Here is an 18508-nt window from a genome sequence, read left to right on the forward strand (position 1 = left end):
GGCGAGCCCCCTCTCACATTAGATCTCTGCAAATATTGGATCAGGCTTTCGGCAGGCCGATCCCTTGACCCATCTGCACCGGCGAACCGGCCAGCAGCGCTTCTGACCACTGCACTTGATCCGGCCCGAACAGCACGATCGCGGTGGAACCCAACTTGAAACGTCCCAGCTCCGCACCTTTTTCCAGGTGGATCGGCGCGCGGGCGGCTTCGTCATAGCGGAAGGTTTTCAGCTCGCGCTTGGGTGGCGTAACCAGGCCGGCCCACACGGTTTCAATCGACGCCACGATCATTGCGCCCACCAGCACCACAGCCATCGGGCCGCGTTCGGTGTCGAACAGGCAGACCACCCGCTCGTTGCGCGCAAACAGCTCCGGCACGTTTTCGGCGGTGGTCTGGTTGACCGAGAAAATCCGCCCAGGCACATAGACCATCTCGCGCAGCGTGCCGGCCAGCGGCATGTGCACGCGGTGATAGTCCTTCGGCGACAGGTAAATAGTGGCGAAATCGCCGCCCATGAAAGGCGCCGCCATGGCTGCATCGCCGCCCAGTAATTCCAATACGCTGAAGCTATGGCCTTTGGCCTGGAACACACGGCCATGCTCGATCGGGCCCAGTTGGCTGACTGCGCCGTCGGCGGGGCTCAGCACGACGCCGGGGGTGGGGTCGAGTGGGCGCGCGCCGTCTTTCAAGGCACGGGTGAAGAACGCGTTGAAGTGCTCATAAGCGGTCACGTCCTCCACCAGTGCCTGGGACATATCCACTTGATAGCGCTTGGCGAACCATGTGGTGAAGGCATTTTTGAACCAGCGCACGCGGCACTCGGCCACGCAACCGGCCAGACGCGACAGTAAGTGGTGCGGCAGCAAGTACTGGCTGAGGATAAACAACTGCTTTTTCATAACTGTCCTTAAACCTTAAGTCTTTTCAACGGGCGTGTCGGGGTGATTACCCCATTCGCCCCAGGAACCGGCATAACCTTTGACTCGCGGATAACCGAGCGCCTTGGCCACCAGGTAGGTGAAGCCAGAGCGATGGTGAGTCTGGCAATGGGTGATGATTTCTTTGTCGGGCGTCAGGCCCAGGTTTTCAAGAATCTGTGGCATGTCGCGGCGGATGCGCAGATTGCGCGCCTTATCCATGCCTTCAGTCCATTCGAAGTTGACCGCACCGGGGATATGCCCGCCCTTGGCCGCGAGCACCTTCTCGCCGGAATACTCCAGCGGGCCGCGCGCGTCCCAGATGCCCAGGTCGGCAGCGCCAAGACGGCTTTGCAGGTATTCGCGGGTGGCGGTGGGGCCATCGTGCAACGTGACGCTGACCGGGCCGCCGGCCGACGGGGGGACGTCGGTGGAGACGGGCAGGCCGTCTGCCAACCATGCCAGCAGGCCGCCGTCGAGATAGTGGTATTTCTGATGGCCGATCACGTCGAGCAACCAGATAAAACGCCCGGCCCAGCCGCCGCCTTCGTCGTCGTAGACCACGTAGGTCGCATCCGGCGTGTGGCCGAGTTCGCCAAACAGCTTTTCCAGGTCGGCCTTGTTCGGCAGCAGGCCCGGAGCCGGCGGTTGGCCCAGTTGGGTGCGTTTGGGGTCAACGAAGTGCGCGCCGGGGATATGCCCTTCGGCGTAGCGGGCGGCGCTGGTGAGGTCCACCACAATCAGGTGTTCGGCACCCAGGCGACTTTGCAGGTCGGCGGATTCGATCACCAGCGGCAAGCCAGAGAAGTCAGGCATGTGAGGTCTCCTGGGCATAAAAGTTGGCGATAAAGGATGGCGATTGTAGCGCAAGCATCAGGCGCCGCGGTTGGTAAAGCAGTGCAGGGCCTTTTCGATGCATTGAGCGGTTTTGCCGAACGCCTGCACGGTGGTTTCCGAGAACGGACCGCCGCCCTGGTCGGCCACCATCAGCATCACGACTTTGCCGTTGCAGCTCAGGGAGCGCAGCAGCAAGTGTTCGCCATTGAACAGGCGGCGCAGGATCGGCGGCAGCAGCGCGGAGAACTGCGCGTGGTTGTCCGGTGTGAAGCGCACCTGGGCGGATTTTTCCAGCAGACGCTGGAGCATTGTGCTGTGGACCACATCCAGGCTCAGGTTGGCGGCATCCTTGGGTAGGCCGTCGACCTGATGCACGCGCAGGGTGCTTTGGGCGCGGTCGGTCATCAACAGCATCACCCGTTGCATGCCGCTGGCAACCAGCGCCTCTTTGGCGCAGGTAGTCAGGTGCATGGCGTTGGCAAAGCGGCTCGGTTCCATCAGCAGTTCGGTGCAGCGGCTGCGCCACACGGCCAGCGCCTCGGCGGTGGGCGGCGGGGCGGGCAGCAAACCACGGTGGATCTTCTGCACATGCCACGGCCAGATCAACGACAGCGCCGGGTGCCAAAGGTCGGGCATCAGCGTGGTGCGGGCGCTGGTCACTGCCTGTTGATGGACTTGCTGCTGCACTTCGGCCAAGGGTTGTTGCAGGTACAGAGCGGTGAGGAATTGCCAGCGCTGCGTGTGCGGGCAGGTCCAGGATTCTTGGGCGGACATCGCTAGGCCATTGGCCAGCAGTACGGTGTTGGCCGGCTGGTTCAGCCAGCGGCGCAGATGGGGGGCGGCGTCCAGCAATTGCTGCTGGTGCAGTGGGTCTTCGTCGCGGGCGATACGCAGCGCTTTGACCAACATGCGTTGCTCATTCAGCAGCAGGGTATAACCCTGGGATACCCACATCGGCAGGTGCCAGGCTTCGGTCAGGCCGATGCACAAGTCCAGCAGGCGTACGCCGAATAACTGCTGTTCAACCACGCGCGCCGACTCACCCTTGTGGATAACCCGCAGCTCCCATTCTTCCAGCAGCTTGGGATAAGCCACCGCCATCGGCCACAGCGGCGACAAAAACAGCAGGCTGCCCCAATGAATGTCTTGCCACAGTCGCGCCAATCGGCTGCCAAACAGACCGTTGGCTTGCTGCGAGGCGTGCTGACTGACCAACAATAGCTGGCGCAACGCCACGGGAATGTCTTGGTCGGGCACCGACGGCAAGCGTGCCAGCAGTTCCTCGGCGCGCTTGAGGCCCAGGCGGTTGAGTGCCACTTCGAGGTTTTCCGCCGGTTCGGCTAGGCTGCCATGGGTATGGCTGTTGGCCTCGCGCATCACGCTGAGCACCAGCGCCGGGCTGTTTTGCATCAGCTCGGCAATATCTCGCAACGAACTGCGGTTGTCGCGGATGGCTTTGCACACACGGTCGTGGCTGGTCTGTGGAACGGGCAGGCGCACCTCGTCCAGACGCTTGATCCAGTCGGGGAGGGAAGCAGGTTTTGCAGTTGGGTCGATTTTTTGTTTGGCCATGGTAGGGGCGCGATCATCACTTGCGGTCAACACGCCCAGAGCGGGCCGAACTGGCTTTTCGCCTTAACGGGCTATAGTCTGGCGCAGTTTTGCCGATAAGTAGAACAAGAGTTTTTCAGTTCCCCCAAATATGTCCATGAACCTGACGGCGCAAGTACTCATCTCCTATGGCTAAAATTATCGGCATCATCGTCGTCCTCGCGAGCGTGCTCGGCGGTTACGTCCTTTCCCACGGTAAGATCGCCGCGCTGATCCAACCTTTCGAAGTGATGATCATCGGCGGGGCGGCATTTGGTGCATTCCTGCAAGCCAACCCTGGGTACATGACCATGCACGTGGTCAAGAAGTCCCTGAGCATGTTCGGCTCGCGCTTCTCCCACACGTTCTATCTGGAAGTGCTGGGCCTGGTCTACGAGATCCTCAACAAGAGCCGCCGCGAAGGCATGATGGCCATCGAGGCCGACATCGAAGACGCCGCCGCCAGCCCGATTTTCGCCAAGTACCCGGCCGTGCTCAAAGACGAGCGCATGACCGCCTATATCTGTGATTACCTGCGCATCATGTCCTCCGGCAACATGGCCCCCCATGAGCTGGAAGGGTTGTTCGACATGGAACTGTTCAGCCTCAAAGAAGAACTGGAGCACCCGTCTCACGCGGTGACCGGCATCGCCGACGGCATGCCCGGCTTCGGTATCGTGGCGGCGGTACTCGGTATCGTGGTGACCATGGCCTCGCTGGGCGAGGGTGATCAGGCGGCCATCGGTATGCACGTAGGTGCGGCCCTGGTGGGTACCTTCTTCGGTATTCTCGCGGCTTACGGGTTCTTCGGTCCGCTGGCGACCTCCCTGGCCCACGACGCCAAGGAAGAGATCAACCTGTACGAATCGATCAAGGCCAGCCTGGTGGCGTCCGCTTCCGGCATGCCGCCTTCGCTGGCGGTGGAGTTCGGTCGCAAGGTGCTGTACCCCAAGCATCGCCCAAGCTTCGCCGAGCTGGAACAAGCGGTTCGCGGTCGCTAAGCCATGGAAAACAACCAGCCGATAATCATCAAGCGCGTCAAGCGCTTCGCTGCGGGGCACCATGGTGGTGCCTGGAAAATCGCCTTCGCCGACTTTGCGACGGCGATGATGGCGTTCTTTCTGGTGCTGTGGCTGATGTCTACCGCCACGCCTGAGCAGAAGATCGCCATCGCCGGCTACTTCAAAGACCCCATCGGTTTCTCGGAAAGCGGCACGCCCTTTGTGATCGACCTGGGCGGCTCGCCTCAACTGGCGCCTGAACGCACCATCAACCCGGAAGTGAAGACCGAGGCGCCTCAGGAGAAAATCCCGATTGAGCGCGATACGGTCGAGTCCATGGCCGAACAGGTCGAGCAGGAGCGTCTTGAGCTACTGCTGCAGGAGTTGCAGAACAAGGTTGAGGAAAACCCACAACTGCTGAAGTTCAAGGACCAGATTTCTTTCGAGATCACCCCCGAGGGTTTGCGCATCCAGATCACCGACGCCGCCAACCGGCCGATGTTCGATTCCGGCAGTGCGCGTTTGAAGCCGTACTTCGAGGACATCCTGCTGGCCATGGCCGACACCATCAAAGCGGTGCCGAACAAGATCAGCATCAGCGGCCATACCGATGCCAAGCCTTACGCGGGCCAGGGCGACTTTGGCAACTGGGAGCTTTCGGCCAACCGCGCCAACGCGGCCCGTCGTGCCCTGGTGGCCGGCAGCTACCCGGATGCGCAAGTGGCGCGAGTGGTGGGTTTTGCCTCTTCGCAACTGTTTGATGCGAAGGATCCGTACAACCCGGTCAACCGGCGTATCGACATTGTCGTGCTGACCAAAAAAGCTCAGCGTGCGATCGAAGGCGATCAACCGCCTGCGACGCCGGCTCCAGGCGCCGGCGCGCCAGGTGAAGTGCCCACTGACCCGAACGCTATCCCGTCAGGGCAGGAGCCGTTGCCGGCCCATGAACTGCGGCAGAAGTTGAATTTGTTCGATGACGGTGGGGTGAAAGACCCGACGGTGCCCAAAGCGGGCTCATAAGCTGTATATAAAAGGCCGCGATCATCGCGGCCTTTTCACGTCTGCTTCGCAGGGCAAGAAACCGGTCAGTAGCTGCTCTCAGGCAAGCTCGCAATGATCGACCGATAGCTATTCATCCGCTGCTGTTGCACGCGGCCATCTTCCAGGGCCTTGAGCAGGGCGCAGCCCGGTTCGCGGTCGTGCTTGCAGTCACGGAAGCGGCAGGTGCCGATCAGGTCGTTGAACTCGATAAAGCCGGCTTCCACATCGCTGCGGCTGACGTGGCCGAGGCCGAATTCGCGGATACCCGGGGAGTCGATCAGCTCGCCGCCGCCGGGGAAGTGAAACAGTCGCGCGGTGGTGGTGGTGTGGGTGCCCTGGCCGGACAGCTCCGACAGCGGCCCCACTCGGGTGTCGACTTCCGGCAGCAGGCTATTGACCAGCGACGACTTGCCGACGCCGGACTGGCCTACGAACACGCTGATGCGCCCGTCCAACTGTTGTTGCAGTTGTTCCATGCCATTGCCGTGATGGGCCGAGACTTCCAGCACCGGGTAGCCCAGGGTGCGGTAGACCGCCAGCAACGCATTGAGCGCCGGAGCATTCTGTTCGTCGATCAGGTCGAATTTGTTCAACAGCAGCAGTGGGCGAATGCCGGCGTGCTCGGCGGCCACCAGGTAGCGGTCGATCAGGTTGGCATGGGGCTCGGGCAGCGGCGCGAAAACAATCACGATCATGTCGACGTTGGCCGCCACCGGCTTGAGCTGGCCGCGACTGTCGGGGCGGCGCAGTTCGGTGCTGCGGGGCAACTGGGCGACGATCACGCCGATCCCTTGGTTGCCAGCACGCCAGACCACGCGGTCGCCGGTGACCAGCGCCGGCAGGTTGGCGCGCAAGTGACAACGGAACACCTGGCCAGCGAGTTCGCCTTCCAGCGCCTCGACTTCGACCTGCACGCCAAAGTGCGCGATCACCAGACCCGTTTGTTCGGGGCCCAGGTCGCCGCCCTCGAGCGCTTCCACGGCGGAGGATTCACGTTTGGCGGCGCGGGCAGCGCGTTCGCCTTGAATCTTTTCGATGCGCCAGTTTTGGCGACGGTTGAGCTGGCGTTTGGCCATTGGTGTTCCGTATCGATAATGCAAAGGTTTGGGTGAAACGGTCGCGAGTCTAGCACGCCCCCGCCTGCTAAACTGCGCAGCTACGCCAAGGTGCCAAGAGAAACGAGCCATGCAAAACCCACAGAACCTGATTTGGATCGATCTGGAAATGACCGGTCTGAACCCCGACACCGACGTCATCATCGAGATGGCGACGATTGTTACCGACAGCAACCTCAATACCTTGGCCGAAGGTCCGGTGATCGCCATCCACCACAGCGACGCAGTGCTAGCCACCATGGATGAGTGGAATACCCGCACCCATGGCAATTCCGGCCTGACCCAGCGCGTGCGCGACAGTCGCATCAGCATGGCCGAGGCTGAAGCCCAGACCATCGCCTTCCTGGAGCAGTGGGTCCCCAAGGGCAAGTCGCCGATCTGCGGCAACAGCATCTGCCAGGATCGTCGCTTCCTTTATACCCATATGAAAGCGCTGGAAAGCTACTTCCATTACCGCAACCTGGACGTGTCCACACTCAAGGAACTGGCTGCGCGCTGGGCGCCGGAAGTCAAAGACAGCTTCCACAAGGGCAGCACTCACCTGGCGCTGGACGATATTCGCGAATCGATTGCCGAGCTGAAGCATTACCGCAAGCACTTCATCAAGGCTTGAAACGGTTTCTTACCGTGTCCGGGCTTCCTGTTGTGAGCGGGCTTGCCCCGCGCTGGGCTGCGTAGCGGCCCCACTGCTGTTGCCGCATTTTTCCCTATAGATATCATCGCCAAGTATTTGGGGCTGCTGCGCAGCCCGGCGCGGGGCAAGCCCGCTCACTACAAGGATCGCCATCATGCTGCTGATGCTTTACCTCATCGCCATCACCGCCGAAGCCATGACCGGCGCCTTGTCCGCCGGTCGGCGCGGCATGGACTGGTTTGGGGTGGTGTTGATTGCCTGCGTGACGGCGCTGGGGGGCGGTTCGGTGCGGGATGTGTTGCTGGGGCACTACCCGCTGACGTGGGTCAAGCACCCTGAATACCTGGTGCTGACCTCGGTGGCCGCGCTGGTGACGATCTTTATCGCGCCGCTGATGCGACGCCTGCGCTCGGTATTCCTGGCCCTGGACGCCGTGGGCCTGGTGGCGTTCACCTTGATTGGCTGCATGACCGCCCTGGAAATGGGGCACGGCATGCTGGTGGCGTCGGTCAGCGGCGTGATCACCGGGGTGTTCGGTGGCATTCTGCGGGATATCTTCTGCAACGACATCCCGCTGGTCTTCCGCCGCGAGTTGTACGCCAGCGTGTCGTTCCTCGCCGCTTGGTTCTATCTGTTGTGCCTGCATCTGGAGCTGCCCGGTGAGCAAGCCATCCTGCTGACGTTGTTCAGTGGCTTTCTATTGCGTCTGCTGGCGATCCGCTTTCACTGGGAAATGCCCAAGTTCGTCTACAACGATGATGTGCACTGACGCTCGGCATGCTGCTTGAGCGCCCATTCCACATGCTCGCGCACCAGCTCCGACGGGTACTCGCGCCGCGCTTTCAGGGCCTCCAGTACCGGAATGCTTGATGGCGCATTGCCCAGTCCTACCGCCAGGTTGCGCAGCCAGCGCTCATAACCGGCGCGGCGCAGGGGTGAGCCTTCGGTGCTGCTGAGGAATTTATCCTCGTCCCACATAAACAGTTCGGCCAGCTCTGCGTTATCCAGGTTATGCCGTGGCTGGAAATCGCCTTCGCCAGTGGGGCGAGCGAAACGATTCCACGGACAAACGATCTGACAGTCATCGCAGCCGAAGACGCGATTACCGATCAGCGGGCGCAAGTCTTCCGGTATCGCCGTTTTCAGCTCGATAGTGAGGTACGAGATACAGCGCCGGGCGTCCAGTACATACGGGCCGACGAAGGCATTGGTGGGGCAGATATCCAGGCAGGCGGTGCAGCGTCCGCAGTGCTCGGTGCTGTGGGGTGGATCGACCGGCAAGGGCAGGTCGACGAACAGTTCGCTGAGGAAGAAATAACTGCCGGCCTTGCGGTTGAGTACCAGGGTGTTCTTGCCGATCCAGCCCAGGCCGGCTTGCTCGGCGATGGCTTTTTCGAGCACTGGCGCGCTGTCGACGAATGCGCGAAAGCCAAAGGGGCCGATCTGGGATTGGATGCGATCGGCCAGTTGCTGCACGCGTTTGCGGATCAGCTTGTGGTAATCGCGACCCAGGGCATAGCGCGAGATGTAGGCTTTTTCCGGCTGGGCCAGTAGATGCGCCATCTGGGTATCGCCCGGCAGGTAGTCCATGCGCAGCGACACCACGCGCAGGGTGCCGGGTACCAGTTGTTCGGGGTGGGAGCGTTTGCTGCCGTGGGCGCCCATGTACTCCATCTCGCCGTGGTAGCCCGCGTCGAGCCAGCGTTGCAGGTGCTGCTCATGCTCGGCCAAGTCCAGGCCGCTGATGCCGACTTGCTGAAAGCCCAGCTCGCGGCCCCAGTCTTTGATCGATTGGGCGAGGGCGGGCAGATCGGAGGTAATAGCGGGCATGAGACACGGGAAACCACAGGTTAGATGCGTATAATTCTGCCAGACATCGGAGCTTGAAGACGCATGCCGCAGACAAAACACGAAATAACCGACGTTCAGCCACTGTTGCCCGGCCATTTGCCGACACTGGCTGCGCGTTCCGCTGACGCCCATAAAGGCCAGTTCGGCCACCTGCTGGTGATCGGCGGCGACCTTGGTTTTGGCGGCGCCGCGCTACTGAGCGCTGAAAGTGCCTTGCGCAGTGGTGCGGGCATGGTGTCTCTGGCCACGCGCCTTGAGCACGTGCCCGCGGCGCTGGCCCGTTTGCCGGAAGTCATGACCCTTGGCGTCAGTTCTGCCAACCAACTGATGGGCTTGCTGGAAAAGATCTCGGTGATCGTCATTGGGCCTGGCCTGGGTGCTGCCAGTTGGGGCAAAAGTCTGTTGTCTGTCGCGGCCAATGCCCGCCAGCCGCAGGTGTGGGACGCCGACGCGTTGAATCAACTGGCCGACGGCGGTGTAAGCCTGCCGGCCAACTGCGTTATCACCCCGCACCCGGGCGAAGCGGCGCGACTGTTGGGGATCTCGACAGCCGACGTTCAGGCCGACCGTCTTAAGGTAGCGCGCGCGTTGAGTCTGAAATTCAATGCCGTCGCCATTCTTAAGGGTGCAGGCAGTTTGATTGCCTGCCCGGATGGGCGCGTTTCCCGCTGCGATCAAGGCCATCCGGCCATGGCCACCGCAGGGCTGGGCGATGTATTGGCAGGCCTGGTCGGGGCCTTGCTGGCTCAGGGCATACCCGCGTACGAGGCCAGTTGCCTGGCCGTTTGGCTGCACGCAACGGCTGGGGAACGACAGGGCACCTTGGGTCGCGGGCTCGCCGCCAGTGACCTGATCCCCGCCATTCGTCAATTGCTGGAGGAGCAGTCACCGTGCCTGAAGTAATTCTTTTTCTGGCCGATGAAGACGCCATGGTTGCGTTGGGCCATCGCCTTGCGCAACTGACGGCCGGCAACGGTCTGGTTTTCCTGGAGGGTGACCTGGGGGCCGGCAAGACCACGCTGTCCCGTGGGATTATTCGGGGATTGGGCCATCAGGGGGCGGTAAAAAGCCCGACGTTCACACTGGTGGAGCCCTACGAGATTGGCGCGGTGCGTGCCTTTCACTTCGATCTTTATCGCCTGGTGGACCCTGAAGAATTGGAGTTCATGGGTATCCGTGATTACTTCGATGAAGATGCTTTATGCCTGATCGAATGGCCAGATAAAGGTGCAGGCTTTTTGCCAAAGCCGGACCTGACCATTACCATTACGCCGCATGAGCATGGACGTCAGCTGAAGTTGTTGCCCCAGAGCGCGCGCGCCGAGTCGTGGTGTGCCGCTTTGGCTTTGGAATTCAAATAATTGGTGGGGTTAGGTATGCGCTTTCGCGCGTTGGTTGCTGTCGTAGGGGTGTTGCTTGCGGCAATGACTGTCAATGCTCTGGCTGCTTCACAGGTAAAGAGTGTGCGCCTGTGGCGAGCGCCGGATAACACGCGACTGGTGTTCGACCTGTCTGGGCCGGTCCAGCACAGCGTCTTTACCCTGACGGCGCCTGATCGCCTGGTGATCGACATCAATGGTGCGACCCTGGCCGCGCCGCTGAAAGTCTCCACCGCCAATACCCCGATTACCGCCATGCGCTCGGCACAGCGTACGCCGACCGATCTGCGCGTGGTTATCGACCTGAAAAAAGTCGTGACGCCCAAGAGTTTCTCCCTGGCGCCGAATGCTCAGTACGGCAACCGACTGGTGGTCGACCTGTTTGACAACGCCGCCGACGCCGCGCCGCCGCCCGCGCCGACCCCGAGCGTGGCAACTGTACCGGCGGTGCCGGTCAACCCTTCGCAGCCTCAGGTCAAGCTGCCACCGCCGCCGCCAGCCCCGGCCGGCAAGCGCGACATCATCGTGGTCATCGACGCTGGCCACGGTGGTGAAGACCCGGGCGCATCCGGCTCGCGTGGTCAGCATGAAAAAGACGTGGTACTGGCCATCGCCCGCGAGTTGCAGCGCCAGGTCAATGGCATGAAAGGCTACCGTGCGGAACTGACCCGCACCGGCGACTATTTCATCCCGTTGCGCGGCCGTACCGAAATTGCGCGTAAGAAGGGCGCCGACCTGTTCGTGTCGATCCACGCCGACGCCGCGCCGTCGACGGCCGCCTTCGGTGCTTCGGTGTTCGCGCTGTCGGACCGTGGTGCCACGTCCGAGACCGCGCGCTGGCTGGCCGACAGTGAAAACCGGTCCGACCTGATCGGCGGAGCTGGCAATGTGTCCCTGGACGACAAGGACAAAATGCTCGCTGGCGTACTATTGGACCTGTCGATGACGGCCTCCCTGACGTCCAGCCTGAACGTCGGCCAGAAAGTATTGAGCAACATTGGGCGCGTCACGTCGTTGCACAAACAGCGTGTAGAACAGGCGGGGTTCATGGTGTTGAAGTCGCCGGATATTCCGTCGATCCTGGTGGAGACTGGCTTTATCTCCAACGCCAACGAAGCGTCCAAACTGGCCAGCGCCAGCCACCAGCAGGCACTGGCACGTTCCATCAGCGCTGGCGTGCGCCAGTTCTTCCAGCAGAACCCGCCTCCTGGCACTTATATCGCCTGGCTGCGTGACTCCGGCAAGATCGCCCAAGGCCCGCGTGATCATCGCGTACAGCCCGGCGATACCCTGGCCATGCTGGCGGTGCGTTTCCAGGTATCGCCCGCGACCTTGCGCAATGCGAACAACCTGAAAACCGATGAGTTGAAAGTCGGCCAGGTGTTGACCATCCCAGGCACAGAATTGGCGGCACAGTAATGAGCGAATCAAACCTCACCAGCGGGTCGCGCATTGAATTGCTCAGCCCGCGCCTGGCCAACCAGATCGCTGCGGGCGAAGTGGTGGAACGACCGGCATCGGTGATCAAGGAGTTGCTGGAAAACAGCATCGACTCCGGTGCCAAGCGCATCGATGTGGATGTGGAGCAGGGCGGTGTAAAACTCCTGCGCGTACGTGACGACGGCAGCGGTATTTCCTCCGACGACCTGCCGCTGGCCCTGGCCCGTCACGCCACCAGCAAAATTCGCGATCTGGAAGACCTTGAACGGGTGATGAGCCTGGGCTTTCGCGGTGAGGCCCTGGCGTCCATCAGCTCCGTAGCGCGCCTGACGTTGACCTCGCGCACCCGCAGCGCCGATCAGGCCTGGCAAGTGGAAACCGAAGGGCGCGACATGGCGCCCCGAGTCCAGCCGGCGGCGCATCCGGTGGGCACCTCGGTGGAAGTGCGCGATTTGTTCTTCAACACCCCGGCGCGGCGCAAATTCCTCAAAGCCGAAAAAACCGAATTCGATCACCTGCAGGAAGTCATCAAACGCCTGGCCCTGGCGCGTTTCGATGTGGCGTTTCACCTGCGCCACAACGGCAAGACCATTCTCAGCCTGCACGAAGCCAGTGATGACGCCGCCCGTGCGCGTCGAGTCGCGGCGGTGTGCGGCGCGGGCTTCCTGGAGCAGGCGCTGCCGATCGAAATCGAGCGCAACGGCTTGCGTCTGTGGGGCTGGGTGGGCTTGCCGACTTTCTCCCGCAGCCAGGCGGATTTGCAGTATTTCTTTGTGAATGGCCGCGCGGTGCGCGACAAATTGGTGGCCCACGCGGTGCGCCAGGCTTATCGCGACGTGCTGTTCAATGGGCGGCATCCGACGTTTGTGCTGTTTTTCGAGGTCGACCCGTCGGTGGTGGACGTCAACGTGCACCCGACCAAACACGAAGTGCGTTTCCGTGATGGGCGCATGGTGCACGACTTCCTTTATGGCACGTTGCACCGCGCGCTGGGCGATGTGCGCCCGGATGACCAACTGGCGGCGCCAATCGTAACCGCGGTGGTGCGGCCAAGTGGGCCCGAGGCCGGTGAATTCGGCCCCCAGGGCGAAATGAGCCTGGCAGGCAACCTGCTGCAATCGCCGCAACCGCAGCCGGCTTACACAGCACCGAACGCTGGCTCGGGTGCGGGTTATCAATATCAATACACACCGCGTCCGCAGTCAGCGGTGCCGGTGGCCGAAGCTCAGGCCGCTTATCGCGAATTCTTCGCGCCGCTGCCGGGCGCACAGCCGAGTGCGGCGGCCTTGCCCGAAGGCGGCGGTGATATTCCGCCGCTGGGTTATGCGTTGGCGCAGCTCAAAGGTATCTACATCCTGGCGGAAAACGCCCATGGCCTGGTGCTGGTCGATATGCACGCCGCCCATGAGCGGATCATGTATGAGCGGCTAAAGGTCGCCATGGCCAGCGAAGGTCTCAGCGGCCAGCCGTTGCTAGTGCCCGAATCCCTGGCGGTCAGCCAGCGTGAGGCCGATTGCGCCGAAGAGCATCACGAGGTTTTCCAGAAGCTGGGCTTTGAGCTGCAGCGTCTGGGGCCGGAAACCCTTGCGATCCGGCAGATCCCTGCGCTGCTCAAGCAGGCCGAGGCCAACCGGCTGGTCGCCGATGTGTTGGCGGACCTGATGGAGTACGGCACCAGCGACCGTATTCAGGCCCACATCAACGAATTGCTGGGCACCATGGCCTGCCATGGTGCCATCCGCGCCAACCGCCGCCTGGCGTTGCCGGAAATGAACGGGCTACTGCGCGACATGGAAAACACCGAGCGCAGCGGGCAGTGCAACCATGGCCGACCGACCTGGACCCAGATGGGCCTGGACGATCTGGACAAACTGTTCCTGCGCGGTCGTTGATGAGTGCCTTGCCCCCCGCAATCTTCCTGATGGGCCCCACGGCCGCCGGTAAGACCGATCTCGCTATCGAGCTGACCAAGGTGCTGCCATGCGAGTTGATCAGCGTCGACTCTGCCCTGGTTTACCGGGACATGGACATCGGCACGGCCAAGCCCTCCAAGGCGTTGCTCGCGCAGCATCCGCACCGGCTGATCGACATCATTGACCCCGCCGAGAGTTATTCGGCGGCGGATTTTCGCACCGATGCCCTGGCCGCCATGGCTGAGATCACCGCACGGGGCAATATTCCCCTGCTGGTGGGCGGCACGATGCTCTATTACAAGGCTTTGCAGGAAGGTCTGGCGGATATGCCGCCAGCGGACCCTCAGGTGCGTGCCGGGCTTGAAGACGAGGCTGCACGCCTTGGCTGGCAAGCCCTGCATGATCAGTTGGCAGCGGTAGATCCGGTGTCGGCGGCGCGCATTCATCCTAATGACCCTCAGCGCCTGACGCGCGCCCTGGAAGTCTGGCGTGTCAGCGGGCTGACCATGACCGAGCATCGGCAGCGACAATCTGCGCAAAGTGCTGATGCAGGCGCATCTGGGCAGTCACAATTGCCCTATACTGTGGCCAATCTGGCCATCGCTCCGGCAAATCGCCAGGTGCTGCATGAACGAATTGCACAAAGATTCACAATTATGTTGGAACAGGGGTTTGTGGAAGAGGTCGTAGCACTGCGTTCCAGAGGTGACCTGCATCCAGGGTTGCCTTCGATACGTGCTGTAGGCTATCGCCAAGTCTGGGATCATCTGGATGGCAAGCTGACGTCAGCCGAAATGCAGGTGCGCGGCATCATCGCCACGCGCCAATTGGCGAAACGCCAGTTCACCTGGTTGCGCAGTTGGAGCGATTTGCACTGGCTGGACAGCCTGGACAGCGACAATCTGTCACGCGCCTTGAAATACTTGGGAACGGTCTCCATATTGAGCTGAGTCCTTGCAATTGCCGTCTATCCTTGGGGGTGTGACGGTTAAAGCTTTCTATTTTCCGATTTTTATTATTGATCCTTAAAGGAGTGCGGCACATGTCAAAAGGGCATTCGCTACAAGACCCTTACTTGAATACCTTACGTAAAGAGAAAGTGGGGGTTTCCATTTATCTGGTCAACGGTATCAAGTTGCAAGGTACGATTGAGTCGTTCGACCAGTTCGTGATCCTGTTGAAAAACACCGTCAGCCAGATGGTTTACAAACACGCTATCTCAACAGTCGTCCCTGTTCGCCCAATCCGCCTGCCTAGCGCAGCGGGTGACGAGCAAGCTGACGCTGAGCCAGGTAACGCCTGATAGGAGTCTCCTTTGTTCTTTGAGCGCCACGGTGGTGGTGAGCGAGTAATCCTCGTTCACTTGGATGGACAGGACCCTGAGGCGCGCGAAGATCCGCAGGAGTTTCAGGAACTGGCAAATTCGGCCGGCGCCGAGACCGTTGCGTTTTTTAACGTGCCGCGTCATCGGCCAACCGCCAAATACCTGATCGGCAGCGGCAAGGTCGAGGAATTGCGCGACCTGGTTCACGCCGAAGAAGCCGATCTGGTGATCTTCAATCACACCCTCACGCCCAGTCAGGAACGTAACCTCGAACGTGTTTTCGAGTGTCGCGTGATTGACCGCACCGGTCTGATTCTCGATATCTTCGCCCAGCGCGCCCGCACCCATGAAGGTAAGCTTCAGGTCGAATTGGCCCAGCTTGACCATATGAGTACGCGTCTGGTGCGCGGCTGGACTCACCTTGAGCGTCAGGGTGGCGGTATCGGCATGCGTGGGCCGGGTGAAACCCAACTCGAAACCGACCGCCGTCTGCTGCGGGTTCGCCTGCGTCAGATCAAGGGGCGGCTGGAGAAAGTCCGCAGCCAGCGCGAGCAGTCGCGCCGTGGGCGTTCGCGTGCGGATATTCCTACCGTGTCTCTGGTGGGCTACACCAACGCCGGCAAGTCCACGCTATTCAACAACGTGACCAAGTCCGACGTGTACGCGGCGGACCAACTGTTCGCCACCCTCGACCCTACTTTGCGTCGTCTGGATCTGGCCGACCTGGGGCCGATCGTGTTGGCCGATACCGTGGGTTTTATTCGTCACTTGCCGCACAAGCTGGTCGAGGCATTTAGGTCTACGCTCGAAGAGTCGAGCAATTCCGACTTGCTGCTGCATGTAATCGATGCGGCCGAGCCGGACCGCATGTTGCAGATCGAGCAGGTGATGCTGGTGCTGGGCGAGATTGGTGCCCAGGACTTGCCGATCCTCGAGGTCTATAACAAACTCGATTTGCTTGAAGGCGTGGAGCCGCAAATCCAGCGCGATGAGAACGGCAAGCCCCAGCGGGTCTGGCTGTCGGCGCGCGATGGCAGTGGCCTGGAGCTGCTTGAACAAGCGATTGCCGAGTTGCTCGGCAGTGATTTGTTCGTCGGCACCTTGCGCTTGCCCCAGCGTTTTGCTCGACTGCGTGCACAGTTTTTCGAGCTGGGCGCGGTACAGAAAGAAGAACACGATGAAGAAGGTGTGAGCTTGCTGGCCGTTCGATTGCCGCGCTCGGAGCTGAATCGGCTGGTCAGTCGTGAAGGTGTGGTGCCGACAGAGTTCATCGAACAACACACTTTGCAATAAAAGCCTCCGAAAGCGGTTGTGCCGCAGTAGCAGGCATTCTGTAGCATTGGTCGGCGCGCCGTGGGTGCGTCTTTGCTTTATCAGATGGAGAGCGCTATGGCTTGGAATGAGCCGGGTGGCAACTCGAATAATCAGGATCCTTGGGGTGGTAAGCGCCGCAATAATGGCGACCGCAAGGGGCCACCAGATCTCGACGAGGCCTTCCGAAAGCTGCAGGAAAGCCTGAATGGGTTGTTCGGTGGTGGAAAAAAACGTGGTGGTGACGACGGCGGTCGCACGGGCAAGGGCGGTGGTTACGGCCTGCTCGGCTTGGGCCTTGTGGTGCTGGCGGCTGTCTGGCTGTACAGCGCGGTCTACGTGGTGGACGAGCAGGAGCAGGCCGTGGTGCTGCGCTTCGGCAAGTACTACGAGACTGTTGGTCCGGGCCTGAATATCTATTTCCCGCCGATCGACAAGAAGTACATGGAGAACGTCACGCGTGAGCGTGCCTACACCAAGCAGGGCCAGATGCTGACCGAAGACGAGAATATCGTCGAAGTGCCGCTGACCGTGCAGTACAAGATCAGCAACCTGCAGGACTTCGTGCTGAACGTTGATCAGCCGGAAATCAGCCTGCAACACGCAACCGAAAGTGCACTGCGCCATGTGGTGGGCTCCACCGCCATGGATCAGGTGCTCACCGAAGGTCGTGAGCTGATGGCCAGCGAGATCAAGGAGCGCCTGCAACGGTTCCTCGATACCTACCGCACCGGTATCACCGTCACCCAGGTGAACGTACAGAGCGCAGCGGCACCGCGTGAGGTGCAAGAAGCCTTCGACGACGTGATCCGTGCCCGTGAGGACGAACAGCGTTCGCGCAACCAGGCTGAAACCTACGCCAACGGCGTCGTGCCGGAAGCCCGCGGTCAAGCTCAGCGCATCATCGAAGATGCCAACGGTTATCGCGACGAAGTAGTGTCTCGCGCCAAGGGTGAGGCCGATCGCTTCACCAAGCTGGTGGCCGAGTACCGTAAGGCGCCGGAGGTTACCCGCGAGCGTCTGTACCTGGACACCATGCAGGAAGTTTTCAGCAATACCAGCAAGGTTCTCGTGACCGGCAGCAAGGGCGGGCAGAACAATCTGCTTTACCTGCCGCTGGACAAGATGATCGAAGGTGGTCGTAGCAGCACCAGCGCGCCGTCTACCGGTTCCAATGCCGCTGCCAATGAAGCGAGCGCCCGTGCGGCTGCTGACTTGCTGCAACAGCAAACACGTACCAGGGAGAGTCGTTGATGAGCAATAAATCGCTGACCGCCCTGATTGTGGGTGTCGTCGTGGTCATCGCTGCCTGGAACTGCTTCTACATCGTGGCTCAGACCGAGCGTGCGGTGCTGCTGCAATTCGGTCGCGTGGTCCAGGCGGATGTCCAGCCGGGTCTGCATGTGAAAGTCCCCTACGTCAACCAGGTGCGCAAGTTCGATGCACGCCTGATGACTCTGGATGCACCGACACAGCGCTTCCTGACCCTGGAAAAGAAAGCCGTGATGGTTGACGCCTACGCCAAGTGGCGCGTCAAGGACGCCGAGCGCTTCTACACCGCAACTTCCGGTCTCAAGCAGATTGCCGACGAACGTTTGTCGCGTCGTCTGGAATCGGGCCTGCGTGACCAGTTTGGTAAGCGCACCCTGCACGAGGTGGTGTCCGGTGAGCGTGATGCGCTGATGGCGGATATCACGGCTTCGCTGAACAAGATGGCGGAAAAAGAGCTGGGCATCGAAGTGATCGATGTTCGGGTCAAGGCCATCGACCTGCCGAAGGAAGTAAACCGCAGCGTGTTCGAGCGTATGAGCACCGAGCGTGAGCGTGAAGCGCGTGAGCATCGCGCCAAGGGTAACGAGTTGGCCGAAGGTATCCGCGCGGATGCCGATCGTCAGCGTCGTGTACTGCTGGCCGAAGCCTATCGCGAGTCTGAAGAGGCCCGTGGTGATGGCGACGCTCAAGCTGCGGCGATCTACGCCAAGGCCTACGGTCAGGATCAGGAGTTCTACGCGTTCTATCGCAGCCTGCGTGCCTACCGTGAAAGCTTCGCCAACAAAACCGACGTCATGGTGCTGGACCCAAGCAGCGATTTCTTTCGCTACCTGGAAAAAGCCAAGTAAGCGCCTGTGACTGCGTAGGGCACACTCCGTCGG

The 18508-nt window shown here is 61.2% G+C and carries 18 protein-coding genes; 13 read left to right on the forward strand and 5 right to left on the reverse strand.

Going from position 1 to position 18508, the window contains the following annotated elements; all coding sequences use genetic code 11:
* Positions 1–40 precede the first annotated feature (40 nt).
* Genes asd through HRH33_RS03440 form a run of 3 tightly spaced genes read right to left on the reverse strand, consistent with a single transcriptional unit; the run spans position 41 to position 3328 of the window.
* Entirely contained in the window at positions 41–901 is an 861-nt protein-coding gene (gene asd / locus HRH33_RS03430; protein WP_173603361.1) for an archaetidylserine decarboxylase, read from the reverse strand.
* 15 nt (positions 902–916) lie between these two features.
* Positions 917–1735 carry a rhodanese-like domain-containing protein gene (locus HRH33_RS03435; protein ID WP_167416793.1) on the reverse strand — a complete coding sequence of 273 codons (819 nt, stop codon included), beginning with the start codon at positions 1733–1735 and terminating at the stop codon, positions 917–919.
* Positions 1736–1792: 57 nt separating this feature from the next.
* Positions 1793–3328 (reverse strand): HDOD domain-containing protein, encoded by a 1536-nt coding sequence (locus tag HRH33_RS03440; RefSeq protein ID WP_034095592.1) that lies wholly within the window; start codon positions 3326–3328, stop codon positions 1793–1795.
* A 167-nt stretch (positions 3329–3495) separates the two neighbouring features.
* Between HRH33_RS03440 and motA the strand changes: the two genes are divergently transcribed.
* Both motA and motB read left to right on the forward strand, forming a co-directional pair.
* Positions 3496–4347, forward strand: coding sequence for a flagellar motor stator protein MotA (motA, locus tag HRH33_RS03445; RefSeq protein ID WP_034095593.1), 852 nt, complete (start codon positions 3496–3498; stop codon positions 4345–4347).
* 3 nt (positions 4348–4350) lie between these two features.
* On the forward strand, positions 4351–5367 hold the full coding sequence (gene motB / locus HRH33_RS03450; protein WP_167416794.1) for a flagellar motor protein MotB: 1017 nt from the start codon (positions 4351–4353) through the stop codon (positions 5365–5367).
* A gap of 65 nt (positions 5368–5432) precedes the next feature.
* Here the strand turns inward: motB and rsgA are convergent, their stop codons facing one another.
* On the reverse strand, positions 5433–6464 hold the full coding sequence (gene rsgA, locus HRH33_RS03455; RefSeq protein ID WP_034111514.1) for a small ribosomal subunit biogenesis GTPase RsgA: 1032 nt from the start codon (positions 6462–6464) through the stop codon (positions 5433–5435).
* Positions 6465–6573: 109 nt separating this feature from the next.
* Here rsgA and orn point away from each other — a divergent pair, with 109 nt between their 5' ends.
* Positions 6574–7116: an oligoribonuclease gene (gene orn, locus HRH33_RS03460; RefSeq protein ID WP_167416795.1), complete on the forward strand. Its 543-nt coding sequence runs from the start codon at positions 6574–6576 to the stop codon at positions 7114–7116.
* Between the two features lie 172 nt (positions 7117–7288).
* Positions 7289–7906: a trimeric intracellular cation channel family protein gene (locus tag HRH33_RS03465; RefSeq protein WP_173603573.1), complete on the forward strand. Its 618-nt coding sequence runs from the start codon at positions 7289–7291 to the stop codon at positions 7904–7906.
* Here the strand turns inward: HRH33_RS03465 and queG are convergent.
* Positions 7885–8967, reverse strand: a complete 1083-nt coding sequence (gene queG, locus HRH33_RS03470) for a tRNA epoxyqueuosine(34) reductase QueG (protein WP_167416796.1) — start codon at positions 8965–8967, stop codon at positions 7885–7887. The genes HRH33_RS03465 and queG overlap by 22 nt on opposite strands.
* Positions 8968–9030: 63 nt before the next feature.
* On the opposite strand from queG, the gene HRH33_RS03475 reads away from it, so the two are divergent.
* The 9 genes from HRH33_RS03475 (at position 9031) to hflC (ending at position 18475) form a co-directional block, all read left to right on the forward strand.
* Positions 9031–9891 carry an NAD(P)H-hydrate dehydratase gene (locus HRH33_RS03475; protein WP_167416797.1) on the forward strand — a complete coding sequence of 287 codons (861 nt, stop codon included), beginning with the start codon at positions 9031–9033 and terminating at the stop codon, positions 9889–9891.
* Positions 9879–10349, forward strand: coding sequence for a tRNA (adenosine(37)-N6)-threonylcarbamoyltransferase complex ATPase subunit type 1 TsaE (gene tsaE / locus HRH33_RS03480; protein WP_034136653.1), 471 nt, complete (start codon positions 9879–9881; stop codon positions 10347–10349). Before HRH33_RS03475 ends, tsaE begins: the two co-directional genes overlap by 13 nt.
* 15 nt (positions 10350–10364) lie before the next feature.
* Positions 10365–11786, forward strand: coding sequence for an N-acetylmuramoyl-L-alanine amidase (locus HRH33_RS03485; protein WP_034095601.1), 1422 nt, complete (start codon positions 10365–10367; stop codon positions 11784–11786).
* Positions 11786–13699 carry a DNA mismatch repair endonuclease MutL gene (mutL, locus tag HRH33_RS03490; RefSeq protein ID WP_167416798.1) on the forward strand — a complete coding sequence of 638 codons (1914 nt, stop codon included), beginning with the start codon at positions 11786–11788 and terminating at the stop codon, positions 13697–13699. Before HRH33_RS03485 ends, mutL begins: the two co-directional genes overlap by 1 nt.
* A complete protein-coding gene (miaA, locus tag HRH33_RS03495) occupies positions 13699–14670 on the forward strand; it encodes a tRNA (adenosine(37)-N6)-dimethylallyltransferase MiaA (RefSeq protein WP_167416799.1) in 972 nt (323 codons plus the stop codon). Before mutL ends, miaA begins: the two co-directional genes overlap by 1 nt.
* A gap of 92 nt (positions 14671–14762) precedes the next feature.
* Positions 14763–15023 (forward strand): RNA chaperone Hfq, encoded by a 261-nt coding sequence (gene hfq / locus HRH33_RS03500; protein WP_034095604.1) that lies wholly within the window; start codon positions 14763–14765, stop codon positions 15021–15023.
* A gap of 12 nt (positions 15024–15035) precedes the next feature.
* Positions 15036–16337: a ribosome rescue GTPase HflX gene (hflX, locus tag HRH33_RS03505; protein ID WP_034095605.1), complete on the forward strand. Its 1302-nt coding sequence runs from the start codon at positions 15036–15038 to the stop codon at positions 16335–16337.
* Positions 16338–16433: 96 nt separating this feature from the next.
* Positions 16434–17609 (forward strand): FtsH protease activity modulator HflK, encoded by a 1176-nt coding sequence (gene hflK / locus HRH33_RS03510; protein WP_034136656.1) that lies wholly within the window; start codon positions 16434–16436, stop codon positions 17607–17609.
* Entirely contained in the window at positions 17609–18475 is an 867-nt protein-coding gene (gene hflC / locus HRH33_RS03515; RefSeq protein ID WP_034095607.1) for a protease modulator HflC, read from the forward strand. The genes hflK and hflC overlap by 1 nt, the downstream gene beginning before the upstream one ends.
* Positions 18476–18508: the final 33 nt, after the last annotated feature.

The sequence above is a fragment of the Pseudomonas rhodesiae genome, assembly GCF_013285305.1.
Classification (GTDB): domain Bacteria; phylum Pseudomonadota; class Gammaproteobacteria; order Pseudomonadales; family Pseudomonadaceae; genus Aquipseudomonas; species Aquipseudomonas rhodesiae.

What these genes read in the sequence shown, in the direction of transcription:
- asd (WP_173603361.1), bottom strand. Translation starts at nt 901, where the DNA reads ATGAAAAAGCAGTTGTTTATCCTCAGCCAGTACTTGCTGCCGCACCAC.
- HRH33_RS03435 (WP_167416793.1), bottom strand. Translation starts at nt 1,735, where the DNA reads ATGCCTGACTTCTCTGGCTTGCCGCTGGTGATCGAATCCGCCGACCTG.
- HRH33_RS03440 (WP_034095592.1), bottom strand. Translation starts at nt 3,328, where the DNA reads ATGGCCAAACAAAAAATCGACCCAACTGCAAAACCTGCTTCCCTCCCC.
- motA (WP_034095593.1), top strand. Translation starts at nt 3,496, where the DNA reads ATGGCTAAAATTATCGGCATCATCGTCGTCCTCGCGAGCGTGCTCGGC.
- motB (WP_167416794.1), top strand. Translation starts at nt 4,351, where the DNA reads ATGGAAAACAACCAGCCGATAATCATCAAGCGCGTCAAGCGCTTCGCT.
- rsgA (WP_034111514.1), bottom strand. Translation starts at nt 6,464, where the DNA reads ATGGCCAAACGCCAGCTCAACCGTCGCCAAAACTGGCGCATCGAAAAG.
- orn (WP_167416795.1), top strand. Translation starts at nt 6,574, where the DNA reads ATGCAAAACCCACAGAACCTGATTTGGATCGATCTGGAAATGACCGGT.
- queG (WP_167416796.1), bottom strand. Translation starts at nt 8,967, where the DNA reads ATGCCCGCTATTACCTCCGATCTGCCCGCCCTCGCCCAATCGATCAAA.
- HRH33_RS03475 (WP_167416797.1), top strand. Translation starts at nt 9,031, where the DNA reads ATGCCGCAGACAAAACACGAAATAACCGACGTTCAGCCACTGTTGCCC.
- HRH33_RS03485 (WP_034095601.1), top strand. Translation starts at nt 10,365, where the DNA reads ATGCGCTTTCGCGCGTTGGTTGCTGTCGTAGGGGTGTTGCTTGCGGCA.
- mutL (WP_167416798.1), top strand. Translation starts at nt 11,786, where the DNA reads ATGAGCGAATCAAACCTCACCAGCGGGTCGCGCATTGAATTGCTCAGC.
- miaA (WP_167416799.1), top strand. Translation starts at nt 13,699, where the DNA reads ATGAGTGCCTTGCCCCCCGCAATCTTCCTGATGGGCCCCACGGCCGCC.
- hfq (WP_034095604.1), top strand. Translation starts at nt 14,763, where the DNA reads ATGTCAAAAGGGCATTCGCTACAAGACCCTTACTTGAATACCTTACGT.
- hflK (WP_034136656.1), top strand. Translation starts at nt 16,434, where the DNA reads ATGGCTTGGAATGAGCCGGGTGGCAACTCGAATAATCAGGATCCTTGG.
- hflC (WP_034095607.1), top strand. Translation starts at nt 17,609, where the DNA reads ATGAGCAATAAATCGCTGACCGCCCTGATTGTGGGTGTCGTCGTGGTC.